The sequence below is a fragment of the Stenotrophomonas sp. GL_101 genome (assembly GCF_057835675.1).
Genome location: NZ_CM174432.1, coordinates 3,991,784 through 4,015,393, shown reverse-complemented (window position 1 = coordinate 4,015,393; position 23,610 = coordinate 3,991,784). Strand labels below are relative to the sequence as shown.

17 protein-coding genes are annotated in these 23,610 nt (G+C 67.9%); 11 read left to right on the top strand and 6 right to left on the bottom strand.

The features are described from left to right. Positions 1–3 precede the first annotated feature (3 nt). Entirely contained in the window at positions 4–1,521 is a 1,518-nt protein-coding gene (locus AC3IR9_RS17650) for a two-component system sensor histidine kinase NtrB (protein WP_489292352.1), read from the top strand. 85 nt (positions 1,522–1,606) lie between these two features. Here the strand turns inward: AC3IR9_RS17650 and AC3IR9_RS17645 are convergent, their stop codons facing one another. Further along, positions 1,607–2,353 (bottom strand): proteasome-type protease, encoded by a 747-nt coding sequence (locus tag AC3IR9_RS17645; RefSeq protein WP_489292350.1) that lies wholly within the window; start codon positions 2,351–2,353, stop codon positions 1,607–1,609. 84 nt (positions 2,354–2,437) lie between these two features. On the opposite strand from AC3IR9_RS17645, the gene folK reads away from it, so the two are divergent. Next, entirely contained in the window at positions 2,438–2,929 is a 492-nt protein-coding gene (gene folK / locus AC3IR9_RS17640; RefSeq protein ID WP_489292348.1) for a 2-amino-4-hydroxy-6-hydroxymethyldihydropteridine diphosphokinase, read from the top strand. A 122-nt stretch (positions 2,930–3,051) separates the two neighbouring features. Here folK and AC3IR9_RS17635 read toward each other — a convergent pair whose 3' ends face one another. Next, entirely contained in the window at positions 3,052–3,789 is a 738-nt protein-coding gene (locus AC3IR9_RS17635; protein WP_489292347.1) for a pteridine reductase, read from the bottom strand. A 55-nt stretch (positions 3,790–3,844) separates the two neighbouring features. On the opposite strand from AC3IR9_RS17635, the gene AC3IR9_RS17630 reads away from it, so the two are divergent. Together AC3IR9_RS17630 and AC3IR9_RS17625 are read left to right on the top strand one after the other, a co-directional pair. Beyond that, positions 3,845–5,029 carry a class I SAM-dependent methyltransferase gene (locus AC3IR9_RS17630; RefSeq protein WP_489292346.1) on the top strand — a complete coding sequence of 395 codons (1,185 nt, stop codon included), beginning with the start codon at positions 3,845–3,847 and terminating at the stop codon, positions 5,027–5,029. Position 5,030: 1 nt separating this feature from the next. Next, complete coding sequence (locus AC3IR9_RS17625) at positions 5,031–5,420, top strand: VanZ family protein (protein WP_489292345.1); 390 nt, start codon at positions 5,031–5,033, stop codon at positions 5,418–5,420. Positions 5,421–5,525: 105 nt separating this feature from the next. Here the strand turns inward: AC3IR9_RS17625 and AC3IR9_RS17620 are convergent, their stop codons facing one another. The 3 genes from AC3IR9_RS17620 to AC3IR9_RS17610 form a co-directional block, all read right to left on the bottom strand. Beyond that, entirely contained in the window at positions 5,526–7,862 is a 2,337-nt protein-coding gene (locus AC3IR9_RS17620) for a beta-N-acetylhexosaminidase (protein ID WP_489292343.1), read from the bottom strand. 96 nt (positions 7,863–7,958) lie between these two features. Further along, the gene (locus AC3IR9_RS17615) at positions 7,959–10,628 is read right to left on the bottom strand and encodes a TonB-dependent receptor (protein WP_489292342.1); all 2,670 of its coding nucleotides are present in this window, start codon (positions 10,626–10,628) and stop codon (positions 7,959–7,961) included. A gap of 154 nt (positions 10,629–10,782) precedes the next feature. After that, positions 10,783–11,802 carry a glucokinase family protein gene (locus tag AC3IR9_RS17610; RefSeq protein ID WP_489292340.1) on the bottom strand — a complete coding sequence of 340 codons (1,020 nt, stop codon included), beginning with the start codon at positions 11,800–11,802 and terminating at the stop codon, positions 10,783–10,785. A gap of 368 nt (positions 11,803–12,170) precedes the next feature. Between AC3IR9_RS17610 and AC3IR9_RS17605 the strand changes: the two genes are divergently transcribed. From AC3IR9_RS17605 to AC3IR9_RS17575, 7 genes are all read left to right on the top strand, one after another. Then, positions 12,171–13,463, top strand: coding sequence for a sugar MFS transporter (locus tag AC3IR9_RS17605; protein WP_489292339.1), 1,293 nt, complete (start codon positions 12,171–12,173; stop codon positions 13,461–13,463). Between the two features lie 42 nt (positions 13,464–13,505). Then, positions 13,506–14,573 carry a LacI family DNA-binding transcriptional regulator gene (locus AC3IR9_RS17600; RefSeq protein WP_489292338.1) on the top strand — a complete coding sequence of 356 codons (1,068 nt, stop codon included), beginning with the start codon at positions 13,506–13,508 and terminating at the stop codon, positions 14,571–14,573. A gap of 8 nt (positions 14,574–14,581) precedes the next feature. After that, positions 14,582–15,610: an SIS domain-containing protein gene (locus AC3IR9_RS17595; protein ID WP_489292337.1), complete on the top strand. Its 1,029-nt coding sequence runs from the start codon at positions 14,582–14,584 to the stop codon at positions 15,608–15,610. Continuing rightward, positions 15,610–16,758: an N-acetylglucosamine-6-phosphate deacetylase gene (gene nagA / locus AC3IR9_RS17590; protein WP_489292336.1), complete on the top strand. Its 1,149-nt coding sequence runs from the start codon at positions 15,610–15,612 to the stop codon at positions 16,756–16,758. The genes AC3IR9_RS17595 and nagA overlap by 1 nt, the downstream gene beginning before the upstream one ends. After that, on the top strand, positions 16,755–17,822 hold the full coding sequence (locus AC3IR9_RS17585) for an acyltransferase family protein (RefSeq protein ID WP_489292335.1): 1,068 nt from the start codon (positions 16,755–16,757) through the stop codon (positions 17,820–17,822). The genes nagA and AC3IR9_RS17585 overlap by 4 nt, the downstream gene beginning before the upstream one ends. Positions 17,823–17,974: 152 nt before the next feature. After that, positions 17,975–20,956, top strand: a complete 2,982-nt coding sequence (locus tag AC3IR9_RS17580; RefSeq protein WP_489292334.1) for an autotransporter family protein — start codon at positions 17,975–17,977, stop codon at positions 20,954–20,956. A gap of 105 nt (positions 20,957–21,061) precedes the next feature. Further along, the gene (locus tag AC3IR9_RS17575; RefSeq protein ID WP_489292333.1) at positions 21,062–22,099 is read left to right on the top strand and encodes a S41 family peptidase; all 1,038 of its coding nucleotides are present in this window, start codon (positions 21,062–21,064) and stop codon (positions 22,097–22,099) included. A 286-nt stretch (positions 22,100–22,385) separates the two neighbouring features. Here the strand turns inward: AC3IR9_RS17575 and AC3IR9_RS17570 are convergent, their stop codons facing one another. Then, a complete protein-coding gene (locus AC3IR9_RS17570; protein WP_489292332.1) occupies positions 22,386–23,606 on the bottom strand; it encodes a multifunctional CCA addition/repair protein in 1,221 nt (406 codons plus the stop codon). Between the last annotated feature and the right edge of the window lie 4 nt (positions 23,607–23,610).

Genomic DNA, 23,610 nt, shown 5'->3' with positions numbered 1-23,610 from the left:
TCCATGCCGCTGACTGGCCCCTCCCTGGGTATGCTGCGCGTCCTGCTGGTGGAAGATTCCCCCGAGGACGCTGAACTGATGTGCGAGCAGATGCTCGATTCCGGGCTTGAAGCCAGCTTCGAGCGGGTGGAGAGCGCCGACGAGCTGCGCGACGCGCTGACCCGCTTCTCCCCGGACATCGTGCTGTCGGACCTGAGCATGCCCGGCTTCTCGGGCAACCAGGCGCTGCAGATCGTGCGCGACTGGCACCCCGATGTGCCCTTCATCTTCGTGTCCGGCACGATGGGTGAGGAGAACGCGGTGGCTGCGCTGCATCAGGGCGCCAACGATTACATCATCAAGCACCAGCCGGCGCGGCTGCCTTCGGCGGTGGCACGTGCGGTGCGCGAATCGCGCAGCGCGATGGACCGCCAGCGGGTGGAAGCCGAGCTGATGCGTGCGCAGCGGCTGGAAAGCCTGTCGCTGCTCGCCGCCGGGCTCAGCCACGACCTGCGCAACATCCTGCAGCCGCTGCTGATCATGCCGGACCTGCTCAAGGCACGTACCGAAGACCCGCAGCTGCACCACCTGGCCGATGTGATCGCCGAGTGTGGCCGGCGTGGGCATGAGATGGCCGAATCGATGCTGTCCTTCGTGCGCGGCTCACGCAAGCCCAGCGAACAGATCTGCATCGCCCACCTGTTTGAAGCCGTCGAGCTGCTGTTGCGCAGCAACCTGCCGGACAAGGTCACCCTGCACCTGGACGTGGCCGAGGAAGGCCTGGCCGTGGATGCCAATTACACCGAGTTGCAGCAGGTGTTGTTGAACCTGGCGTTGAACGCGATCCAGGCCATGCCCAACGGTGGCCGCCTGACCCTGCGTGCCGCCGCCGATGTCGAAGGGCAGGGCGAGGACTGGTTGCGCATTTCGGTGACCGATGAGGGCACCGGCATGGATGCGGAGACCCTGTCGCACCTGTTCAATCCGTTCTTCACCACCAAGGCCAACGGCACCGGGCTGGGGTTGATTTCGTGCAAGCGCATTGTCGAAGGGGTGCATGGCAGCATCCACGTGGACAGCACTGTTGGCGTGGGCACGCGCTTTGACCTGCTGCTGCCGATGCAGGAAGTGAGCACCGACAGCGATGCGATCGACCCGCCGAGCACCGCCGGCGCCGGGCAGTCGATCCTGGTGGTGGATGGCGAGGCCACCCGCCTGTCGCTGCTGGGCAACGCACTGTCCAGCCAGGGCTACCACCTGCAGCTGGCCTCCGATGGCGCGGCGGCATTGCGCTGGATGCAACAGGAGGCGATGCCGGCGCTGGTGATCGCCGATGCCGGTTCCAAGCTGCTGTCGGCCAGCCACCTGCTGGGCGAGATGGCCTCGCTGGGCTTCCGTGGCCCGGCACTGGTGCTGGAAGAGGCCGATGTCACCGTGCCGCTGGCGGTGTTCCCGTCCACCATCAACGTGCATGTGCTGCGCAAGCCGTTGGAGATGCAGCAGGTGTTTCGTTCGGTCGCCGAGGCGTTGCAGACCGCGTAGACCGGCCTACCCCGGTAGGCCACGACCGTTGGTCGTGGCGCGTGGATCGCGAATGTGATGCGATGTACCGACCAACGGTCGGTACCTACCGGTCTGCCGGCGTTTCCCAGGGGAACGCCGGCAGACTGGCCACGGCCTGTTCCAGCTTGTGCGACCAGCTGCCGTGGATTTCCGCATACAGCGGCGAATCCCCGGCCAGCCGCATGCGCTGGCTGATGCGCAGGTCGCCGGCGCGGATCAACACCAGGTCCACCGGCAGGCCGACCGACAGGTTGGAGCGGATGGTCGAGTCCAGCGACACGATCGCCGTGCGCGCGGCATCTTCCAGCCGCGTCTGCGGGCGCAGGATGCGGTCCAGGATCGGCTTGCCGTACTTGGATTCGCCGATCTGCAGGAACGGGGTTTCCGGTGAGGCGGCAATCGCGTTGCCCAGCGGGTAGATCATGTACAGCCCCGGCTGCTCGCCGCCGACCTGGCCGCCGAGAATCAGCGTGGCCTGGGTATTGACCCCGTCATGGCCATGCTCGGGGGTGCTGGAAATGACCTGGCTGTCCACCAGCACCCGGCCCACGTACTCGGCCACCTCGAACAGGTGGCGGTAGGCGCGCAGGTTCTCCGGCCGCTGTTCCTCCACGTCACGCCGCAGCCGCGAGACCAGCAGCTGGGTGGTGGCCAGGTTGCCGGCGGCCATGATCACGAACGCGGCCTGCCCGGGAAACTCGAATTCGTGCAGTTTCCGGTGCACCCGCACGTCGTCCAGCGACGCATTGGTGCGGGTGTCGGCGGCGAAGACCAGGCCCTCGTCCACCTCGATGCCGACGCAATAGGTCATGTCGGTGTCCTATGATGTGCACCCCGATTCTATGCGGTGGCCCTGTTGGCCCCGTGTGGAGCCGCCCCACGCATGCTGAATACCATGACCACTGTGCTCCTGAGCCTGGGCAGCAACCTGCAGCCGCAACAGCATCTTCACGCCGCGGTGGAGGCCCTGCGTGCGCGCTTCGGCGCGATCGCGGTCTCCCCGGCCTACCGCACCGCCGCGGTCGGCTTCGATGGCCCGGATTTCCTCAACAACGCCGTGGCGATCGACACCGACCTGCCGCTGGATGCGCTGGACGGCTGGCTGCACGCGCTGGAGGATGCCCACGGCCGCGACCGCAGCGGGCCGCGCTTCTCCGACCGGACCCTGGACCTGGACGTGATCTTCTACGGCGACCTGATCGTGGAGGGCCCCGGCCACCTGCGCATTCCGCGCCCGGAGCTGAAGCACGCCTTCGTGCTGAAGCCGCTGGCCGACATCGCCCCGACCTTCATCGACCCGGTCAGCGGGCTGAGCCTGGCCACGCTGTGGCGGGCGCACCGGCAGCACGGCGAGCCATTCGACACGATGGCATTGATCCCCGCGTAGGTACCGACCGTTGGTCGGTACGGTAATCGGGTGATTCGGACGCCCTGTGCGACCACCAACGGTGGCCGCCCACCAGAAAGATGCCACCGCGGTAGGTACCGACCGTTGGTCGGTACAGACCCTCAGGTCAAGCTGCGCCCACCATCCACGCGCAGGGTGTGCCCGGTGATGAACGGGGCATCGGTGACCAGCCAGTACACCGCCTCGGCGATCTCCTCCACGGTGCCGGTGCGCGCCAGCGGCGTGCGCAGCAGCACCGCCTGCTGGGCGAAATCATCCTTGCCCTGTTCCGGCCAGAGGATCGCCCCCGGCGCCACCGCATTCACCCGCACCTTCGGCGCCAGTTCCAGCGCCAGCGACCGGGTCACCATTTCCAGCGCGGCCTTGGCGGCACTGTAGACCGGGTGGTCGCGCATCGGCTGGGTGCCGTGCAGGTCGGTCAGGTTGACGATGCTGCCCTGGTGACGGCGCAGCTGCGGCGCGGCGGCCTGGGCCAACAGCAGGGGCGCGCGCGCGTTGACCGCGAACAGGTCGTCCCAGTGCGCGGCGGTGACCTGGCCGAGCAGGGTGGGGTAGAAGTTGGAGGCGTTGTTGACCAGCGCATCCAGCCGCCCGAACTGGGCCACGGTCTGTTCGACCAGGTCGGGCAGGGCATCGGCGTCGCGCAGGTCGGCCTGCAGCGCCAGCACGCTGCCGGGGCGCAGCATGTCCAGGTCGAAGGCCATCTGCTGCAGTTCGGCGGTGGAGGTATGCGCGTGCAGCACCACCGACCAGCCACAGGCATGGAACTGGCGGGCGATCGCCGCGCCGATCCGGCGCGCGCTGCCAGTAATCAGCACCACGGGGGCGGTGGCGGTCATCGGGGGTTCTCCGTGCTCGGCTATGCTGTGCATTGTCACCGCAATCGCCCGCCCCATGCATTCCCCACTGCCCACCCCCGATTCGGACGCCCTGGCCCACAGCGACCAGCTGGCGGCGGCGCTGCGCGCCGAGATCCTCGCCAATGGCGGCGCCATGCCGTTCGCCCGGTTCATGGAACTGAGCCTGTATGCACCCGGATGGGGCTATTACAGCGCCGGCGCGAGCAAGTTCGGGGCGTCCGGCGATTTCACCACCGCACCGGAACTGGGCCCGCTGTATACCGCCACCCTGGCCAACGCGATCGCCCCGGTGATGCAGCAGTTGGGGCCGCAGGCGCGGTTCCTGGAACTGGGCGGCGGCAGCGGCGCGTTCGCCGAAGTGTTGCTCAAGCGCCTGCTGGAACTGGACGCGCTGCCCGAGCGTTACGCGATCCTCGAGCCCAGCGCGGACCTGCGCGAACGCCAGCGCGAACGCCTGGAAAGTGCCCTGATCCCGCCGTTGTTCGCACTGGTGGAGTGGCTGGACCGCCCGTTCGATGACGACTGGGACGGCATGGTGTTCGCCAACGAGGTGATCGATGCATTGCCGACTCCGCGCTTCCTCGCCCGCGACGGCATGGTTTATGAAGAGACGGTGGAGCTGGATGCCGACGGCGCGTTCGTGCGTGGTGCGCAGCCGGCCGATGCCCTGCTTGGCGCGGCGGTGCGACACGTCGAAAAATACCGCGGGCGGCCCTTCGCCGATGGCTACCGGTCCGAATTGCTGCCGCAGTTGCCGTACTGGATCCAGGCGGTGGCCGGGGGCATGCAGCGCGGTGCGATGCTGTATGTCGATTACGGCTATCCGCGCGGCGAGTTCTACCAGGACGACCGCGACGATGGCACGGTGCGTGCGTTCTACCGCCACCACGTGCACAACGACCTGTATCGCTGGCCGGGCCTGCAGGACCTGACCGCGTCGGTGGATTTCACCGCGTTGGCAGAAGCCGGCACCGGCGCCGGGTTCGAGCTGGCCGGGTACTGCACCCAGGCCAGCTTCCTGCTGGGCAATGGCCTGGATGCGTTGTTGGCCAAGGCCGAGGCGCGTGCCGATGCGGTCGGCACGCTGCGTCTGCGCGACCAGGTCAAGAAACTCACCCTGCCCAGCGAAATGGGCGAGCGTTTCCAGGTGATGGGGTTCCAGCGCGACGTGGATTTCGATGCGGCGTTCCTGCTCGGCGACCTGACCTGGCGCCTCTGAGATGACCGCGACCGGTGTCTTGAAACCACTGCGCTGGCCGCGCGCATGGCTGGCGCTGTGGTGGCTGGCCATTGCCGTCACCATTGCCGTGTGCCTGGTGCGGTTGCCGCCGATGGACCTGCCCGACAACAGCGACAAGGTGGAGCATTTCCTGGCCTACTTCCTGCTGGCGGCCTCGGCGGTGCAGATCTACCGCACCGGCGTGGCGTTGCTGTGGGTGGGGGCAGGGTTGATTGCGATGGGTATCGGCATCGAGTTCGCCCAGGGCGCATTGACCACCACCCGCATGGCCGACCCGAGCGATGTGCTGGCCAACAGCATCGGGGTCGTGGCGGGCATGACGCTGGCCTTTACCCCGCTGCGCGACCTGCTGCTGCGATTGCGCGGGTGAAGGCGTGACGACCAACGGTCGTCACCTACCGTCGATGGCGTGACGACCAACGGTCGTCACCTACCGTTGTGCTGGTAGGCAACGACCGTTGGTTGTTGCGCTCACTCAGCGCGGCTGCATCGTCATCTCATCGAGCACCCACATCGTCGGCCGCGTATCGCCGGTGAAACGCACGCACAGGTCCTGCTTGCCCTTCAGCGAACGCGGCAGTGCCGCTTCCAGGGTGATGAAGCCGTCGGCGCCGGGCTTGGCCGGCAGCGGCACGCTGACCAGCGGCTTGCCATCGCAGTTGCCGTTGAGCACGTCCATCTCGCCATGCGCGCTGCGTGCGGGGCTGAACCTGCGTTGCGGCTCGTCGTGAGCCAGCTGAAAGTAGTACGGAATCTGCCCGGCCCGCACGCGCAGCCGGGTGATGCCGTCCACGTCGGCGGCCTGCCACAGCCAGCACGGGTTGAAGATGTTGACGTTGAAGATCGCGCGCGTGCCCTCGGCCGGGCCGTCGTCCTCCAGGCGCAGCAGCAGCTTGCCTTCGCCCGGGCACATCGCCAGCTGTTCGTCGCTGCGGCTGAGCAGCGAGGCGGCGCTGACATCGAAGCGGCTGGCGGCGCTGGCCAGGGCCTGGCCGTTGAAGAACGTGGCGGCCTGCAGGTGCACCGGCAGCGGTTGCTGCAGCGGCGCGGCGTAACGCGGTGACTGCGCGGTGACCGCACTGCCATCCACGCTGTAGTGGATGTCGTAGCCCAGCGGGCTGCGCAGCGCCAGCGTGGCCGTGCCGGGCTTGCGCGCGTCGTTGCTGTCCAGCTCCACCTGGAACGGGGTCTGCGCGTAGGCAATCCCCATTGCCTGCCAGCGTTGCAGCTGGGTCGGCAGGCGGGCCAGGAAATCGGCGTAGTTGCGGCGCTCCGGCGGCGACCAGCCGGTCTCGGCCACGGCGGCCAGACGCGGGAACAGGTTGTGCTGCAGGCGCGCATAGCTGCGCGTGTGCTCGGTGAACATGTTGGCCTGCAGGCCGAGGATGTGCTGCTGCTTGTCCCTGGCCAGGGTCGCAGGCACCGGCTCGAACCCGTACACGCGCGCCAGCGGCGTGGTCAGCGGGCGGCCCGGCGGTTCGTTGGGCGAGTTGGTCTGCAGGTAGTCCATGTACATATCGGTGACCGGCGACATCACCACGTCGTGGCCCTCGCTGGCCGCCTTGAGGCCACCTTCGGTGCCGCGCCAGGACATCACCGTCGCTTCGGGCGGCAGGCCGCCTTCGAGGATCTCATCCCACCCGATCAGGCGGCGGTCGTGCTGTTCAAGGAACGTTTCCAGGCGCTTGATCAGGTGGCTCTGCATTTCCATCTCATCGGCCGCGCCCACCTCGCGCATGCGCTGCTGCACCCGTGCCGAGGCTTCCCACTGGTCCTTGACCGCCTCATCGCCACCGACGTGCACGTATTTGGCCGGGAACAATGCGATGACTTCTTCCAGCACGTTTTCCAGGAAGGTGAAGGTGCTGTCCTCGGTGTTGAACAGATTGGGGAACACGCCCCATTCGCTCAGGGGCTGCAGCGGGGTGTCCAGCACGCCCAGCTCGGGGTAGGCCGCGATCGCCGCGGTGGCGTGGCCGGGTACGTCGATCTCCGGGATGACCTGGATGTGCAGCGCCGCCGCATAGGCGATCACCTCGCGGATCTGCGCCTGGGTGTAGAAGCCGCAGTACGGGCGCGGCGCACCGGTGACCGGGTCGCGGCCGCCATCGCCGGCCGGGATCCGGCAGCTGCCGACCCCGGTCAGTTTCGGGTAGCGCTTGATCTCCATGCGCCAGCCCTGGTCGTCGGTGAGATGCCAGTGGAAGGTGTTGAGCTTCTGTTCGGCCATCGCATCGAGCACCTGCTTGATTTCATCCAGGCTCTGGAAGTGGCGGGCCGAATCGAGCATCAGGCCGCGCCAGCTGAAACGCGGTGCATCCTCGATGCGCAACGCCGGCAACACGCCGTCGCTGCCGCCGGTGAGCAGCTGGGACAACGTGGCGGCACCGTAGAAGAGGCCGGCTTCGGTCGCGGCCCGGACGGTCACGCCGTCGGCGCTGGAGCGCAGCTGGTAGCCTTCGGCGCCGGTCTTGAGCGCGCGGTCCAGGACGAAGGTGATGCCTGCTGCGCCGCGCGCGGCCTGCATCTGCAATGTGGGGCCGCCGCTGGAGCGCAACAGGCCGGTGAACTGGGTGGCAACGCGGCGAGCGGCCGGGTCATCGGCGCGTACCGGGGTCCGCGCGTCCACCTTGAAGGCGGCGCCGGCGAGGCGTTCGATGGTGGCCGGGGCCGGAATCAGCGGCAAGGTGCCGGGCAGGGCCTGCGGGCCGTCGGGTGCCGGTGCGTCGGCGGCGTGCGCCAGCGGGGCGAGCGAAACAGCCAGTGCGAAGGACAGCAGTGACAGCGAGGTACGACGGGTGCGGGTGTGCATCGGGTCATTCCTTTGTAGCGATCTGGAGTCCACCTGTAAAAACGGGCCCGGAGGTCCGGGCCCGTTGGTCAGGCGATCAGCGTGGTGCGGTGTGGATCAGTACTTGAAGCGGAAGTTCAGGTAGTACTGGCGACCGTTGCTGTAGAACGAGGTCGGCACCGCCGCGCTCTGATAGTACTTGTAGGTCGGGTTGTTGAGGTTGAGCGCATCGAAGCTGACGCTCAGCCAATCGGTGGCCTTGTAGCTCAACGACGCCGACAGCGTGCCGAAATCATCCTGGTAGTACGGGTTGGCACCGGACAGGCCGATCAGGAACGAGGAGCGGTAGGTGTAGCCGACGCGTGCACCGAAGGTTTCGTTCTCGAAGTAGGCACCGACGTTGTAGGTGTTCTTCGAGGTGCCCAGCAGGTTGTTGCTGCCGTCGTCCCAGGTGTGCGAGGTGCTGCCGTCGGCGTAGGTGTAGTTGGCGTTGACGCCGAAGTACTCACCGATCGGCTGCTCGTAGGCCACTTCCAGGCCACGCACCTTGCCGTCGGCGTTCTTCGGCTTGGAGATCTCGTAGGCTTCCAGCTGGTGGGTGAGTTCGCTGAACAGCATCTGCGTTTCAGTGCTGAAGGCCACGTAGTCCTTCAGGTTCATCGTGTACACGCCCAGCGACACCAGGCCGCGCGGCATGAAGTACCACTCCAGGTTGGCATCGAAGTTGGTCGACAGCACCGGCTTGAGGTTCGGATTGCCGCCGCCGCCGAGCTTGTTCAGGTCCGAGCCCCACGAGGAGGTGCCCAGCGCCGAGAAGTCCGGCAGGGTCTGGGTCTGGGAGGCGGCGAAGCGCAGCACCAGGTCTTCGGCCAGGTCGAACTTCAGGTTCGCGCTCGGCAGGACGCGGTTGTGCTTGTTCTCGAAGGCTTCACGCGTCCAGGCACCGAACAGGCTGCTCACATCCGGCACGATCGAGCCGGTTGCCGTGGCGTAGGTATCGATGTCCTGCTTGATGTTGACGTAGCGCAGGCCGGCGTTGCCGCTCCAGCGGTCGCCGCTGAAGTTGGCCTGCACGTAGGCGCCGAAGTTCTTCTCGGCTACCTTCCATTCGGCGCCATAGTTGTGGCGACCGTTGGGACCGTCATCGCCGGCCAGCCAGGTGGAGTTGTTGGTCACCGCGTTCTTCAGCGCACCGGGGGTGTAGTACCAGATGTTGCGCGGGAAGTTGCCGCCGATGTCGCCGGCAAAGCCGTTCGGATAGTTGCCGGTGGCCGACCCCTGCAGCGCGGCCCAGATGTTGCCCGGGGTCGCGCCTTCCGGCGACAGCGCTTCGCGCGTGTGGTCGGCGAAGCGTGCACCGAAGTCGATCGAGTTCAGCACGCCGCCGTTGCTGAAGTACTGGCTGAAGTCCAGGCTGGCCCACTTCTCCTTGTCTTCGGCGGTGACCTGCTGGTTGCCCCAGGTGCCGAAGGTGGTGACGCCGTTCGGGCTGAGGTCGCCGCCGATGTTCCAATCCACCGGCGAGCCATTGCCGTGCGTGGCCCAGCTGGCGCCGCCGCCGCCGCCGAGGGTGACTTCGGCGATGTACTGGCGCGGGGTTTCGCCGGTGCCCTTGGTGTTGCCGGCCTGGAACTTGGCGTTGAGATTGTCGGTGATCTGCCAATCGGCGTCGAAGGTGACGTAGTTGGTCTTGGCCGTGGCTTCACGGTAGATCATGTCGTACACGCCGTAATTGGTGCCGGTCTTGCCGGTATAGGTGGCGTTGGTGAGCACGCCATCCTTGACCGTGTAGCCCGGGTCCGGCGCCTGCGAACGGCCGAAGCCGGCGCCGAACATCATGAAGTTACGGTTGTAGTTGTTGGCTTCCAGCTTGGAGCTGAAGCCTTCCAGGCCCAGGGTCAGGGTGTCGCTGGGCTTGAACTGCAGCGAGACCAGTCCGCCCTTGCGCTCGCGGGTCTGCTCGAACAGGGTGGAGCCGAGAAGGCCGGGAACCTTGACCCCGACCAGGTCCGGATTGCTGATGCCGACCGGATCGGTGGCGGCAATCTCGAAGAAGCCGCCCGGGATTTCCTGCGCTTCGCGGCGCAGCTCGCGCTTCTGGCTGAAGGCCTGCACCATCACGCCGAAGGTGCCTTCGTCGTTCTTGTAATTGAACAGTGCCGACAGCTGCGGATCGGTCGACTTGGCCTGGTCCGAACGCACCGCGCCGACCGAGGCTTCAGCGGTGAACTGCTTGGCGAACTCCAGCGGGCGACGGGTGATGATGTTGACGGTACCGGTGGTGCCGCCGTCCTGCAGCTTGGCCTGCGAGGACTTGTTCACTTCCACCGAGCTGACCAGCTCGGACGGCAGCAGCGAGTAGCTGACGCTGCGGCCGACGTTGTTGCCCTGGCTGAGTACGAACCAGTCGGCCGAGGCCACGCTATGGCCGTTGATCAGGGTCTGGGTCAGGCTCGGGCTGGTGCCGCGCAGACTGACGCGGTCGGCTTCGTCGAAGCCGCCTTCGTCGGAGCTGGAGGAGCTGATGTTCACGCCGGGCAGGCGCTGCAGGGTGTCGGCCACGTTGTGGGCCGGCAGCTTGCCAACGTCTTCGGCGGTGACCACTTCGATGCGCGCGTTGGATTCGCGCTTGGTGTCCAGTGACTTTTCCATCGAACCGCGGATACCGGTGACCTGCACGGTGTCCAGGTCGGTGGCGGTAGCGGCGACGGGGGCCTGCTGCGCGTGGGCGCCGAAGGCGAGGCAGCTGACGATCGCTGCAGAAAGCAGGGTCTTGCGGGTGTTCATGATGTCTCTCCTCATCACTCGGTGGTCGCCGGCTGCGGCGTCTGTTTTCTTGCGTCTGGTACGACTGTGCCGCGCGCCCGTTGCCCGGGTGCGCCTGGGTGCTACGTACTGCGTGGTGCGGTGTCCGTCGCGCCGATGTTGGCGCGGCGGCAGATCAGGTGTCCGAGCGGCCGAGGTACCAGCTGGCGGCGCCAATGACGCCCAGCTGCCCGTGCTCGACCACCTTCACGGGAATGCGTTCCAGCGCCTCGCGCATCGGCCCCTTGTTGAGGTACCGCTCGACGAAGGTGCTGTTCAACAGGAACTCGCGGATCTGCGGCAGGATGCCGCCGGCCAGGTAGACCCCGCCGGTGACGCCGTACTGCAGGGCCATGTCGCCGATGGTGCTGCCCAGCAGGCCGCAGAACACCTCCAGGCTTTGCCGGGCCAGTCCGTCCTGGTTGGCCATGGCAGCGGCGGTGATCGCGTCGGGGGTGGCCAGCGTGGCGGGTTGCTGGTTCAGCGCGCACAGCGCGCGGTACAGATTCATCAGCCCGGGGCCGGACAGGGCGTGCTCCACCGATACGTGCGCGTGTTCGCGCTGCATCTGCCGCACGATCGCCATTTCCAGTTCGGTGGTGGTGGCCAGGGTCGGCTGGCCGGCCTCGGTGGCCAGGACCACCGCGCCGTGCGCGGTCGGGATCCACACCGCCGCGCCCAGCCCGGTGCCGGGGCCGACTACCAGGGTCGGGCCGCGCGGGGCGGTGGCCGGGCCGGTCAGCTGCAGCACGCCGCTGGCATCGACCTGGGCGGCGGCGTAGGCCACCGCTTCAAAATCATTGACGATGTAGACCTGGTCCAGGCCCACGTCGCGCTCGATCTGGCGGGCCGACAGCGGCCACGGCAGGTTGGCGGTGATCACCGTGCCGTCGTCGCGGGCATAGCCGGCGGTGGCGACCACGCAGTGTGCCGGGCGGGCGCCGTCGGCCAGGAACTCGGCCAGGATCGCACTCAGCCCGCTGTAGTCCGCGTTGCGGAACTTGCGGTACTCCAGCAGCTGCACCGGATGGGCCGGGTCGGCGCTGGCCTGCACCCGGCCCACCCTGACATGCGTGCCACCCACGTCGGCGGCCAGGAACGGCGGCACCGCAGTGGGCAGGACATGGGCCGGTACAGAGTGGGCAGCTGCGGTCACACGGACTCCCTTGGTAGGCGCGGCCAGGTCCAGACCCGGCGATTGAGGCGGAGTCTGTAATCGTTCTGACAACGATGTCAACGATAACCGTCGACTTTCGATGTTGCGCTGCAGCGGGCGACTGGGTGTGGAAACGCTTTCACAGTACTGCCGTCATGTTTTCGCAAAGTCCCTGAAAAACATGACTCGATGACCACCTGCCGTGGCATGGCGGGATTTTTGCGCAACTGCAGCATGGGGTTTTCCAAGCCGCGTTGCCAAACCGGTTGTTGACAAAACCGGGCGCGGCGACGAATAAATGTGACAACGTTGTTCCCAGCCACTCTTCCGACGCCGCATCGCGCGCCGTCGATGCAGGAGCTCTCTTGATGTCTGCCGTGCCTGCTGCTTCCGCGCGTTCGAGCGTGCTCACCTCGATCTTCATCATCGGCGTGCTGTTCTTCCTGATCGGCTTCTTCACCTGGCTCAACGGTCCGCTGATCACCTTCGTCAAACTGGCCTTCGAGCTGGACGAGGTGGGCGCCTTCCTGGTGCTGATGGTGTTCTACCTGTCCTACTTCTTCCTGGCCCTGCCGGCCTCGTGGATCCTCAAGCGCACCGGCATGAAGAAGGGCTTGAGCCTGAGCCTGCTGGTGATGGCCGCCGGTGCGGTGGTGTTCGCGCACTTCGCCCAGCAGCGCTGGTACCCGGGCGCGCTCAGTGGCCTGTTCATCATCGGCAGCGGGCTGGCCCTGCTGCAGACCGCGGTCAACCCGTACATCAGCATCCTCGGCCCGATCGAGACCGCCGCGCGGCGCATCGCGCTGATGGGCATCTGCAACAAGATCGCCGGCATGCTGGCCCCGGTGCTGATCGGTACGCTGGTGCTGCATGGCATCGGCGACCTCTCCGAGCAGGTCGCCGCGGCCGATCCGGTCACCCGCAACGCGCTGCTGGATACCTTCGCCAACAAGATCCAGATGCCCTACATGGCCATGGCTGGCTTGCTGGTGGTGCTGGCCATCGGCGTGCTGTTCTCGCCGTTGCCGGAGATCAAGGCCGCCGAGGCCAATGCCACCCCGCCGCGCGCGGCCGGCAGCGCCGAGCGCACCAGCATCTTCCAGTTCCCGCACCTGTGGCTGGGCGTGCTGTGCCTGTTTGTGTACGTCGGCGTGGAGGTGATGGCCGGGGATGCGATCGGTACCTACGGGCATGGTTTCGACCTGCCGCTGGACCAGACCAAGATGTTCACCTCGATCACCCTGGGCGCGATGTTGCTGGGCTACCTGGTCGGCCTGGCCCTGATCCCGCACCTGGTCTCGCAGTCGCGCTACCTGAGCATTTCGGCGCTGCTGGGGGTGGTGTTCTGCATCGGCGCGCTGCTCACCCATGGCTATGTGTCGGTGGGCTTCGTGGCCGCGCTGGGCTTTGCCAACGCGATGATGTGGCCGGCGATCTTCCCCCTGGCGATCCGCGGGCTGGGCCGTTTCACCGAAACCGGTTCGGCGCTGCTGGTCATGGCCATTGCCGGTGGCGCGATCATTCCGCAGGCGTTTGCGGTGCTCAAGCAGCACTTCGACTTCCAGCTGGTGTTCGCCGGGCTGATGGTGCCCTGCTACCTGTACATCCTGTTCTACTCGATCCGTGGCCACCGGCTCGGCCTGCCCCGCGACGGGCAGTGATCGGCGATCATGGACGCTCAACCGGTGAGCCAGGACAAGAGCATGCGCAGAGCGACCATCAAGGACGTGGCCGAACGGGCCAAGGTTTCGCTGAAGACCGTGTCGCGCGTCATCAACAATGAGCCGTCGGTCATGCAGGCGACCCGCGCGCGGGTGCTGCGCGCGATCGCCGAGCTGGACTACGAGCCCGATCCGGCTGCGCGCAACCTGCGCACCGGCACCACGCTGGTGGTCGGGCTGGTCTACGACAACCCCAACCCGTACCACATCATCGGCGTGCAGAACGGCGTGTTGGCCGCCTGCCGCGAGACCGGGTTCGGGCTGCAGATCCATCCCTGCGATTCCAGCAGCCCGATGCTGGCCGAGGAACTGGCCGATTGGGTGCAGCGTTCGCGCCTGGCCGGGCTGGTGCTGACCGCACCGATGTCCGAGCGCCGCGACCTGGTCGCCGCCTTGACCGCGCGTGGGATCAAGCTGGTGCGGATCATCGCCGCCACCGCCGACCCGGAAGACGGCGCCTGCGTGTTCGTCGATGACCGCGAGGCCGCCTATGAAATCACCGAGCACCTGATCCAGCTGGGCCACCAGCGCATCGGCTTCCTCTGGGGCGGCAGCTCGCACCGCTCCAGCGGCGAGCGCTACGCCGGCTATGAAGCGGCGCTGCGCGACTACGGCATGAGCATCGACAAGCACCTGGTGGTGCAGGGCGACTACACCTTCGACGATGGCTTCCGCGGTGCGCGCCGGCTGCTGGCGCTGCGCGAACCGCCCACCGCGATCTTCGGCTCCAACGATGAGATCGCCGCCGGCGTGCTGGCAGCGGCCAAATCGGCCGGCATGAACGTGCCGTACGACCTGTCCATCGCCGGCTTCGAGGACAGCCCGTTCTCGCGCCAGTCGTGGCCACCGCTGACCACCGCCAAGCAGGCCACCGAGGACATCGCCCGGCACGCCGCGCGCCTGTTGATCGCGCAGCTGCGCAGCGACGCCTACGATGATGCGCCGCTGCAGCTGCAGAACCAGGGCTTCGTGCCGCAACTGGTTGTCCGCGGCTCGACCGCACCGATGCGCCCGCAGACCGCTCGACCTCCTTCTCCTGAAACCACTTGAGTCCTCGCATGTCCCTGCCTGCTCCCCACGACACCCTGATGTACCGCGAAGCTGCGGAAGCCGCCGACGTGATCGCCGCGCAGTTCACGCGCAACCAGGTCGCCGTGGAAACCCTGGCCGCCAGCCTGCGTGCGGCACCGCCGCCGTTCGTGGTGACCTGCGCGCGCGGCAGCTCGGACCATGCCGCCACCTATGCCAAGTACCTGCTGGAAACCCGGCTGGGCCTGGTCACCGCGTCGGCCTCGCCGTCGGTCGGCTCGGTGTACGAAGCGCCGCTGAAGCTGCGCGGCGCGCTGTACATCGTCATTTCGCAGTCGGGCAAGAGCCCGGACCTGCTGCGCAATGCCGAAGCGGCGCGTGCGGCGGGCGCGCGCGTGGTGGCGCTGGTCAACGTGGAAGACTCGCCGCTGGCACAGCTGGCCGAGACGGTCATCCCGCTGGGTGCCGGCGCCGAGCGCAGCGTGGCGGCGACCAAAAGCTACCTGGCCTCGCTGTCGGCGATCCTGCAGCTGGTGGCGTACTGGAGCCAGGATGCGGCGCTGATCGCCTCGCTGCGCACCCTGCCCGATGCGCTGCGGCAGGCCTGGAACAGCGACTGGTCAGCCCTGACCGACGGCCTGGTGCCGGCGCACAACCTGTTCGTGCTCGGCCGTGGGCTGGGCCTGGGCGCGGCGCAGGAAGCAGCGCTCAAGTTCAAGGAAACCTGCGGCCTGCATGCCGAAGCCTACAGCTCGGCCGAAGTGAAGCATGGCCCGATGGCGCTGGTGGGCCCGGGCTTCCCGGTGCTGGCCTTTGCCCAGCCCGATGAAACCGGCGCCGGCACGCGTGCGGTGCTGCAGGAATTTGCGGCGCGCGACGCGCAGGTGTGGCTGGCCGATGTCGACGGCGACCTGCCGTTGCCGGCCGCGCCGCACCCGGCCTGCGCGCCGCTGCTGGCGGTGCAGGCGTTCTACCGCGCGATCAATGCGCTGGCATTGCGTCGCGGGCACAACCCGGACCTGCCGCCGCATCTGAACAAGGTGACGGAAACCGTCTGATGAAAACCGTTCTGCGCAATGCCCGCATCCTGGCCGGCGATACGTTCCGCGATGACCTGGCCGTGGTCATCGAAGCGGGCCGGATCACCGCACTGGTCGCCGACGCGGCGCCGCAGCTGGGGGCGGCCGACGAACAGGTCGACCTCGGTGGCGGCTGGTTGCTGCCGGGCTTCATCGATGCGCAGGTCAACGGCGGTGGCGGCGTGCTGTTCAACAACACGCCCGACGTGGAAAGCCTGCGCACGTTGGCCGCCGCGCACCGCCGCTTCGGCACCACCGCGCTGCTGCCCACGCTGATCAGCGACGACGTGGAGGTGATGCGCCGCGCGATCGCGGCCACCCGTGCGGCGATCGAACAAGGCGTGCCCGGCGTGCTGGGTATCCATCTGGAAGGCCCCTACATCGCGCCCGCGCGCAAGGGCACCCACGATGCCAACAAATTCCGCGTGCCCGACGCTGCGGAGATCGCACTGGCCGCCTCGCTCGACAACGGCGTGACCCTGCTGACCCTGGCGCCGGAGCGGGTACCGCTGGAGAGCATCCGTGCGCTGGTGGAACGTGGCGTCATCGTCGCGGCCGGGCATACCGCGGCCAGCTATGAACAGGCACGTGCCGGGCTGGAGGCGGGCATCCGCGGCTTCACCCATCTGTACAACGCGATGTCGCCGCTGACCGGCCGCGAGCCGGGGGCCGTGGGCGCGGCACTGGAAGACCGCGACAGCTGGGTAGGCATCATCGCCGACGGCGTGCACGTGCACCCGGCCAGCCTGCGCGTGGCGCTGGCGGCCAAGCCACGTGGCAAGGTCATGCTGGTCACCGACGCGATGCCGCCGGTGGGGGCCGATGACCCCAGCTACATGCTGTATGGCGAAGTGATCACCGCCGTTGACGGGGTGGTACGCAACGCCGCCGGGTCGCTGGCCGGCTCGGCGCTGGACATGGCCACCGCGGTGCGCAACAGCGTGCAGCTGCTCGGCCTGCCGCTTGCCGAAGCGGCGCGCATGGCCTCGCGCTATCCGGCGCAGTTCCTCAACGTGGATGATCGGCTGGGCGAGATCGCCGAAGGCTACCAGGCCGACCTGGTGCTGCTCGATGATGCATTGCAGGTGCAATCGACCTGGATCGCCGGCCAGCGCGAGGACGCATGAGCACGTCCGCATCGTCGCGGATGGGATCGATCGATGCGCTGCGCGGGCTCACCGTGGCGGCGATGCTGCTGGTCAACAATCCCGGCGACTGGGGGCATGTGTACGCACCGCTGCTGCACGCGGACTGGCACGGCTTCACCCCGACCGACCTGATCTTCCCGCTGTTCCTGTTCATCGCCGGGGTCTCGATGGCCTTCAGCCTGGCCCCGCGCGCCAGCGATGCCACGTTGCGTCCGGCGCTGGGCAGGAACCTGCTGCAGCGCGCGCTGCGCATCCTGTTGGCCGGTGCGGCGTTGCACCTGCTGGCGTGGTGGTTGCTGGACCTGCCGGCCTACCGGCTCTGGGGCGTGCTGCAGCGGATCGCGCTGTGCGTGGCGGTGGTCGGCCTGGTGGCGATCCATGCGCGGGCCCGCACCCAGGGAGGGATCCTGCTGGTACTGCTCGGCGGCTATGCGGCGATCCTGCTCACCGCCGACACGCTGCAACCCTGGCTCAATCCGGCCAGCCGGCTGGATACCGCACTGTTCGCCCCGCTGCTGTACAAGATCGATCCGCTGACCGGGCTCGGGCATGATCCCGAGGGCCTGCTCAGCAGCCTTGGGGCCATCGCCACCACCTTGTTGGGGCTGATCGCGGGCGGCTGGCTGCGGGCGGGTCGCTTGCGTGCGCTCGCCGGCCTGGCCGTGGCCTGCCTGCTGGCCGGTGCGCTGGGTGCGCTGTGGTTGCCCTTCAACAAGCAGCTGTGGACCCCCAGTTTCGTCCTGTGGGCCGGGGGCATGTCGGTGGCTGCGTTGCTGCTGGCCCATTGGATGGTGGATCGTTGGGCGATGCCGGCCCTCGGGCGCCGCTTTGGCGTGAACGCCATCGCCGCCTACCTGGGATCGTCGGCCTTGGCCTTGCTGTTGATGGCCAGCGGCGCGTGGCACTGGCTGTTCCAGCAGATGATGGCGGCCATGCCCGAGGCCGCCAAGCTGGCCTCGTTGTTGTGTGCGGCGGCGTATGTCGCGCTGTGGTGGGGCGTGGCCTGGCTGTTGGACAGACGTCACATCTACTTGAAGATCTAGCCCGACGGGCGCGGTCCCGACGCCGGATAGCACATGATCGACGTCTCGCTTTGACCCGTCCGTCACAGGAGGACAGTGAGAGTACCGACGCCGGCCTGCGTCCAAGCACGGGGTCGTTGCCGTACCCCCTCTTGGTCTCACAGGAATGGTGTATGCGCCTCACGACTCTTTCGCCGGCACGATCGCTGCTGGCCGATCACATCGCCCTGTGGATCCGCGTCGGCTGCAAAGGCGCCTTGGGCACCGCCCTGGTGACTGCGATCGCGCCGGCCTGGGCCGGCTGCGATCTACCGGCACCGGGCAACGGACAGACGGTCACCTGTACCGCCGCCGCCCCCAACCCGGACCCGGTGGCCATCACCAGCGCCGCCGGTGCATCCAACATCACCGTCAACGTCCTCACCGGCGCCCAGCTCAGCGTGGCCAGCGGCAATGCCCTCACCCTGCAGAATGGTGGCGGCCACGCGGTGGTCAACGAGGGCAGCATCCTGGCCAGTGCGGGGCGCGCGCTGCAGCTCACCGGCACCACTGCGGTCACCAATCGCGGGGTGATCAGCGGCAGCACCGGTGGCATCGTGTTCGGCAGCGGCAACGACCGCCTGGACATGCTCGGTGGCAGCATCAGTGGCGGGGTGCTGTTCGGCGCGGGCAACGATGCACTGGTGATCGGCGATGGCGTGATCGACAGCATCGACCAGGGCGATGGCGAGGACAGCCTGGAGATCAGTGGTGGCAGCGTCACCGGCACCGTGCAGCAGGGGTCGGGCATCGATACCTTCCTGATGACCGGCGGCACCATTGGCGCGCTGCTGCAGGGCAATGCGCTGGACCGTTTCCGCATGACCGGCGGCCGCATCATCGGCGCCTTCGACGATGGCGACTACGCTGAAATGACTGGCGGCCGCATCGGTCGGGTCAACCTCAAGCTGGACAACAACACCTTCGACATGTCCGGCGGCACCATCGACGGCAACCTGGTGGCCGGGTTCGGCAACGACACCATCATCCTGTCCGACGGCTACATCGGCGGCAACATCAGTGTCAGTGGCGGCGACGATTCGGTGACCATCACCGGCGGCACCGTACGCGGGGAAGTGCGCCTGAGCTTCGGCAACGACCGCATGGACTGGCGTGGCGGCGGCGTGGTGCATGGCGCGGTTGATTTCGGCGAGGGCGATGACAGTGCCCAGTTGAGCAGCCTCAATGTCTCCCACCTGGGGGCGCTGCCGGCGTTCGACGGTGGCCTGGGCAACGATGTGCTTGGCCTGGACAACGTCAAGACCAATGGCGTGGCGCGGTTTGCGAACTGGGAACAGGTCAACCTGCGCGACGACAGCCAGCTCACCTTCGATGGCACCTGGACCCTGGGCGACAGTGGCAGCGGCACGGGTACGCTGGACATCGATGCGAGCAGTGCGGTATTCGGCGGGGGTGCCAACGGACGCATCGCACCCTTCACGGCCGGGCAGCTGGCCACGGTCGGCAATGCCGGGCGCATCGACCTCAGCAATGGCGGCGGCGCGGGCGATACCTTCACCATCGTCGGCAACTATGTCGGCAGGGGCGGTGGGCTGTACCTGCAGACGGTGCTGGGCGATGACAGCTCGCTATCGGACAAGCTGGTGATCGCCAATGGCACCGCCAGTGGCACCACCGGCGTGGGCATCCTCAACGTGGGCGGTGCGGGCGCGGCCACCGTGGTCGACGGCATCCTGGTGGTGCAGGCGATCAACGGTGCGACCACCGCCGCCAATGCGTTCGCGCTGTACAACCCGGTGGCCGCCGGCGCCTACGAGTATTTCCTGTTCAAGGGCGGCGTCAGCGGCGGCACCAGTGAAAACTGGTACCTGCGCTCGACCATCACCGCCAGTGTCACCCCGGCGCCGGGACCCGGACCGGGCGACGGTACGGTTGCACCGCCGCCGCCACCGGAGGTCATCGGCACGCCGCCGCCGCCGCTGCCGCCGCCCCCGTCACCGGACGCGCCGGAGAATCCCGACCCACTGGCAGTCGAACCGCCGCCGCCGCCGGAACCGGCCGACCCGGCCCCGGTCGCGCCGCCGACCATCGATACCCCGCCGGCGGTGCCTGACGACGTCGCCGGCGTGCCCGGGCCGCTGGCCGTCCCGCCCAGCCCCGGGGCCCGCCCGGCGCAGGGCGATGTCATTCCGCTGTACCGGTTGGAGACCGGCCTGTATTCGGTGGTGCCGCCGTTGCTGCGCGAAACCAGCCTGGCCAGCCTCGGCACCTTCCACGAACGCCAGGGCGAGCAACGCCTGTTGGCCGGGCAGGGCGGCGTGCGCGCGGCGTGGGCGCGGCTGGTCGGGCAAAGCCATGAGCAGCACTGGGAAGGCGATGCGCAGCCCGGCTTCGACGGCGACATCCAGGGCATCCAGGCCGGTCTGGACCTGTACGCCAACGCCGAGGACACCCATCGCGACCAGTTCGGCGTGTTCGTGGGCCGCACCCGCGCGCAGGGCAATGTGACCGGGTTTGCGATCGGCTGGGAGAATGTTGCGGTTGGCCGCACCCGCTTGGATGACAAACACGTAGGCGTGTACTGGACCCGCGTGGGCAGCGCCGGTGGCTACCTGGACGCGGTGGTGATGCAGAGCCGCTACGACGGCGATGCAACCTCCGCGCGCGGCCTGGGCACCGACATACGCGGCGATGGCACCACCGCATCGCTGGAAGTGGGCAAGCCGCTGTGGCATATCGGCCAGTCCGCATGGTGGCTGGAGCCGCAGGCGCAGATCATCTGGCAGCGCACCGCGATCGACGACACCGGCGATGCGGTATCGGCACTACGCTTCGACGCCGACAATGCCTGGACCGGCCGTGTCGGGCTGCGCCTGGCTGCCGACTACGACATCGCCGGCAATGGCTGGCAGCCGTATTTCAAGCTCAACTACTGGCAGACCCTGGATGGCGAGGACCGCATCGACTTCGACAGCAACCGCATCACCAACCAGCAGGATTCGCGCGCGCTGGAAGTGGGGGTTGGCGTGGTGGCGCGCTTCAACAGCAACGTGAGCGCGTTTGCCGTGGCCGATTACACGCGGGATCTGGAAAGCAGCCGGCAGAAGGAACGCCGGGTGATCGAAGGCAATATCGGCATGCGGTTCGACTGGTAGCACGACCGGATTCACTGCATGGCCGCGGCATTGCGTGAACCCGTGCCTGCGCGGTGCAGCCGGTGGCGTTAGGCTGCAGCTTCTTCACTACACGGATGTAGCACGATGAAAGCACGTGGATGCAGTTGGCTGGTGGCATCGGCGCTGGCGGCCGTGTGTGGCGGTGCCGCCGCACAGGAGGTGCCAAGCGCCGAGGCACAGGCCCGGATCCTGGACCTGCTGCAGCAGCAGTCGCTGTACCGGGACCGCGTGGATTGGGCCAAGGTCCGCGCCGATCTTGCCGGCGCTACCGCCCCGGCGCAGCAGCGCGCGCTGCTCGACGCGGCGATCCAGCGCAGCAGCGGCGGGCACGGGCGCTGGATATCGGCGCAGCAGTTGCGCAACCGCGCCCAACACGCGCAGGCCACCCAGGCCGCGATGGGGGCAGCGCCAGCGCCGCTCACGGCGAACAATGCCGGCAGGGGGCCGACGCCGCAGCTGGGCTGGATCACCGTGGGCGCCTACCTGAACGACCAGACCCAAACCCCGGAGCAGATCAACCACGCGATCAAGCAGGCTGCGATCGCGCTTCAGACGCGCATCGGCGAACAGGACGATGGCAACCGCTGCGGCTGGATCGTCGACCTGCGCGGCAACAGCGGTGGCAACATGTGGCCGATGCTGCTGGGTCTGGGGCCGTTGTTGGGCGATGCCAATGGCGCCGATCCTGTCGGCATGTTCGTCAGCGGCGGGCAACGCCAACCGTGGGCCTATCGCGACGGCGCGGCCTGGTCGGGCGGCAGGGCGGTGGTGGGGTCGCGTCAGGCGCACTATCAACTGCGCCGCACAGGCGCGCCGGTGGCGGTGCTGTTCGGGTCGCGCACCGCAAGTTCCGGTGAGGCAATCGTGCTGGCGTTCCGCGGTCGCGCGGCATCGCGTAGCTTCGGCCAGCCCAGCGCCGGCTTTTCCACCGCCAATACCACGCCGCGGCTGGCCGATGGCAGCATGCTGCTGTTGACCGGCAGCGTGATGGCCGACCGCAACGGCAACGGCGACGGCAGCCGTTTGCAGCCGGATGTGACGGTGGCAGAAGGCCAGGATGCGGCCGTGGCGGCGCGCGCGTGGCTGCTGTCGCAGCCGGCATGCAGCCCGGAACAGCCTTGAAAGCACGGCAAGACTCCAAGGGATGATGCCCGGCACCGATGCGCTTGCGTGCGACGTCCCACGGCGAACAGCGTCACCACCAACGGTGGTGACCTACCTCAGCAAGGGCATCGGTGCCCACGTGTCGAAAACCCTGGCGGCCCACGACAAACATAGAAGTGCGTCTGTGCGTTCCGCAAGCCGAGCCGCCAAGCGGCCCCGGACGCTCGCGCGAAAGCCAAGCGAAGACCCCGCAAGCTGCAGCCCCCACGCAGCGTGCGCAGGAACGCATGCCGGGGCGACGCAATCAGCGCGCCGCGCCGATCGCCCGGGTGCGCGCCTTGGCCAACTGCTCTCCCACCGCCGGCCCCTTCAAGTGGCTCAGGTCCAGGTCACGCGCCTGCACCGCCAGCGCGGCCTGGTGCAGGCGCTTGAGCGTTGCGCCCTGCGGATAATCGCTGTGCTCAAACCCCAGCCGGCCGCGCTTGTCGGCTTCGCAGCACAGCGCGATCTGGGCGATCCGCTCGGGTCGGCGGAAACCGTCACAGCGGCCCAGCAGCTCCAGCACGGTGGCGTCGCGCAGTTCGTCGATGCGGTGCACGTTGAGGTGGTCGCGGCACACCGCTTCGGCCAGCTGGCGATGGTCCAGCGGCACCTTCAGGCGGTCGCACAACGCGCGCAGCGGAGCCACGCCGCGCTGCTCGTGCATGATGTGGCGCGGCCACTCTTCCGGCGGGGTCAGGCCCTTGCCGAGGTCATGGGTGAGCGCGGCGAAGCCGATCAGGTCATCGCCCGGCGCCAGCTGCGCGGCCATGTCGCTGACCATTTCCTGGTGGATCCCGGTATCCACTTCGGGATGGAACTCGGCGCGTTGCGGCACGCCATACAAAGCGTCCAGTTCGGGCAGGATCGCGCGCAGTGCGTCGGCGTCGTGCAAAGTGCGCAGGAGCGCCGAGGGCTGCGCGCAGGTGAGCGCGCGGCGCAGTTCCTGCCAGACCCGTTCGGGTACCAGTGCATCGAGCTCGCCGCTGGCGGCGATCTGGCGCATCAGCTCCATGGTGTCCGCAGCGACGGTAAAGCCCAACGGTGCGAAGCGGGCCATGAAGCGCGCCGCGCGCAGCACCCGCAGCGGATCTTCGACGAAGGCCGGGCCGACATGGCGCAGCACGCGCTGTTGGATGTCGCGCACGCCGCCATACGGATCCACCAGCGTGCCGGTGGCTTCGTCGCAGGCGATGGCGTTGATGGTGAAATCGCGGCGCAGCAGGTCTTCTTCCAGCGTTACCGACGGATCGGCATCGACCACGAAGCCACGATAGCCGCGCCCGGATTTGCGTTCGGTGCGCGCCAGCGCGTATTCCTCGCCCGTATCCGGATGCAGGAATACCGGGAAATCTCGGCCCACGGCCTTGTAGCCCTGCGCCTCCATCTGCGCCTGGGTGGCACCGACCACCACCCAGTCGCGGTCGCCGGGCGGCTGCTGCAACAAGCGGTCGCGCACGGCGCCGCCCACCAGATAGATATTCATGTCG

Bases quoted from the DNA above. Each gene is read 5' to 3' on its own strand.
- AC3IR9_RS17650 (WP_489292352.1), top strand. From the start codon at position 4: ATGCCGCTGACTGGCCCCTCCCTGGGTATGCTGCGCGTCCTGCTGGTG.
- AC3IR9_RS17645 (WP_489292350.1), bottom strand. From the start codon at position 2,353: ATGACCTATTGCGTCGGCATCGAGGTGGACGAGGGCCTGGTCTTCGCC.
- folK (WP_489292348.1), top strand. From the start codon at position 2,438: ATGACCACTGTGCTCCTGAGCCTGGGCAGCAACCTGCAGCCGCAACAG.
- AC3IR9_RS17635 (WP_489292347.1), bottom strand. From the start codon at position 3,789: ATGACCGCCACCGCCCCCGTGGTGCTGATTACTGGCAGCGCGCGCCGG.
- AC3IR9_RS17630 (WP_489292346.1), top strand. From the start codon at position 3,845: ATGCATTCCCCACTGCCCACCCCCGATTCGGACGCCCTGGCCCACAGC.
- AC3IR9_RS17625 (WP_489292345.1), top strand. From the start codon at position 5,031: ATGACCGCGACCGGTGTCTTGAAACCACTGCGCTGGCCGCGCGCATGG.
- AC3IR9_RS17620 (WP_489292343.1), bottom strand. From the start codon at position 7,862: ATGCACACCCGCACCCGTCGTACCTCGCTGTCACTGCTGTCCTTCGCA.
- AC3IR9_RS17615 (WP_489292342.1), bottom strand. From the start codon at position 10,628: ATGAACACCCGCAAGACCCTGCTTTCTGCAGCGATCGTCAGCTGCCTC.
- AC3IR9_RS17605 (WP_489292339.1), top strand. From the start codon at position 12,171: ATGTCTGCCGTGCCTGCTGCTTCCGCGCGTTCGAGCGTGCTCACCTCG.
- AC3IR9_RS17600 (WP_489292338.1), top strand. From the start codon at position 13,506: ATGCGCAGAGCGACCATCAAGGACGTGGCCGAACGGGCCAAGGTTTCG.
- AC3IR9_RS17595 (WP_489292337.1), top strand. From the start codon at position 14,582: ATGTCCCTGCCTGCTCCCCACGACACCCTGATGTACCGCGAAGCTGCG.
- nagA (WP_489292336.1), top strand. From the start codon at position 15,610: ATGAAAACCGTTCTGCGCAATGCCCGCATCCTGGCCGGCGATACGTTC.
- AC3IR9_RS17585 (WP_489292335.1), top strand. From the start codon at position 16,755: ATGAGCACGTCCGCATCGTCGCGGATGGGATCGATCGATGCGCTGCGC.
- AC3IR9_RS17580 (WP_489292334.1), top strand. From the start codon at position 17,975: ATGCGCCTCACGACTCTTTCGCCGGCACGATCGCTGCTGGCCGATCAC.
- AC3IR9_RS17575 (WP_489292333.1), top strand. From the start codon at position 21,062: ATGAAAGCACGTGGATGCAGTTGGCTGGTGGCATCGGCGCTGGCGGCC.
- AC3IR9_RS17570 (WP_489292332.1), bottom strand. From the start codon at position 23,606: ATGAATATCTATCTGGTGGGCGGCGCCGTGCGCGACCGCTTGTTGCAG.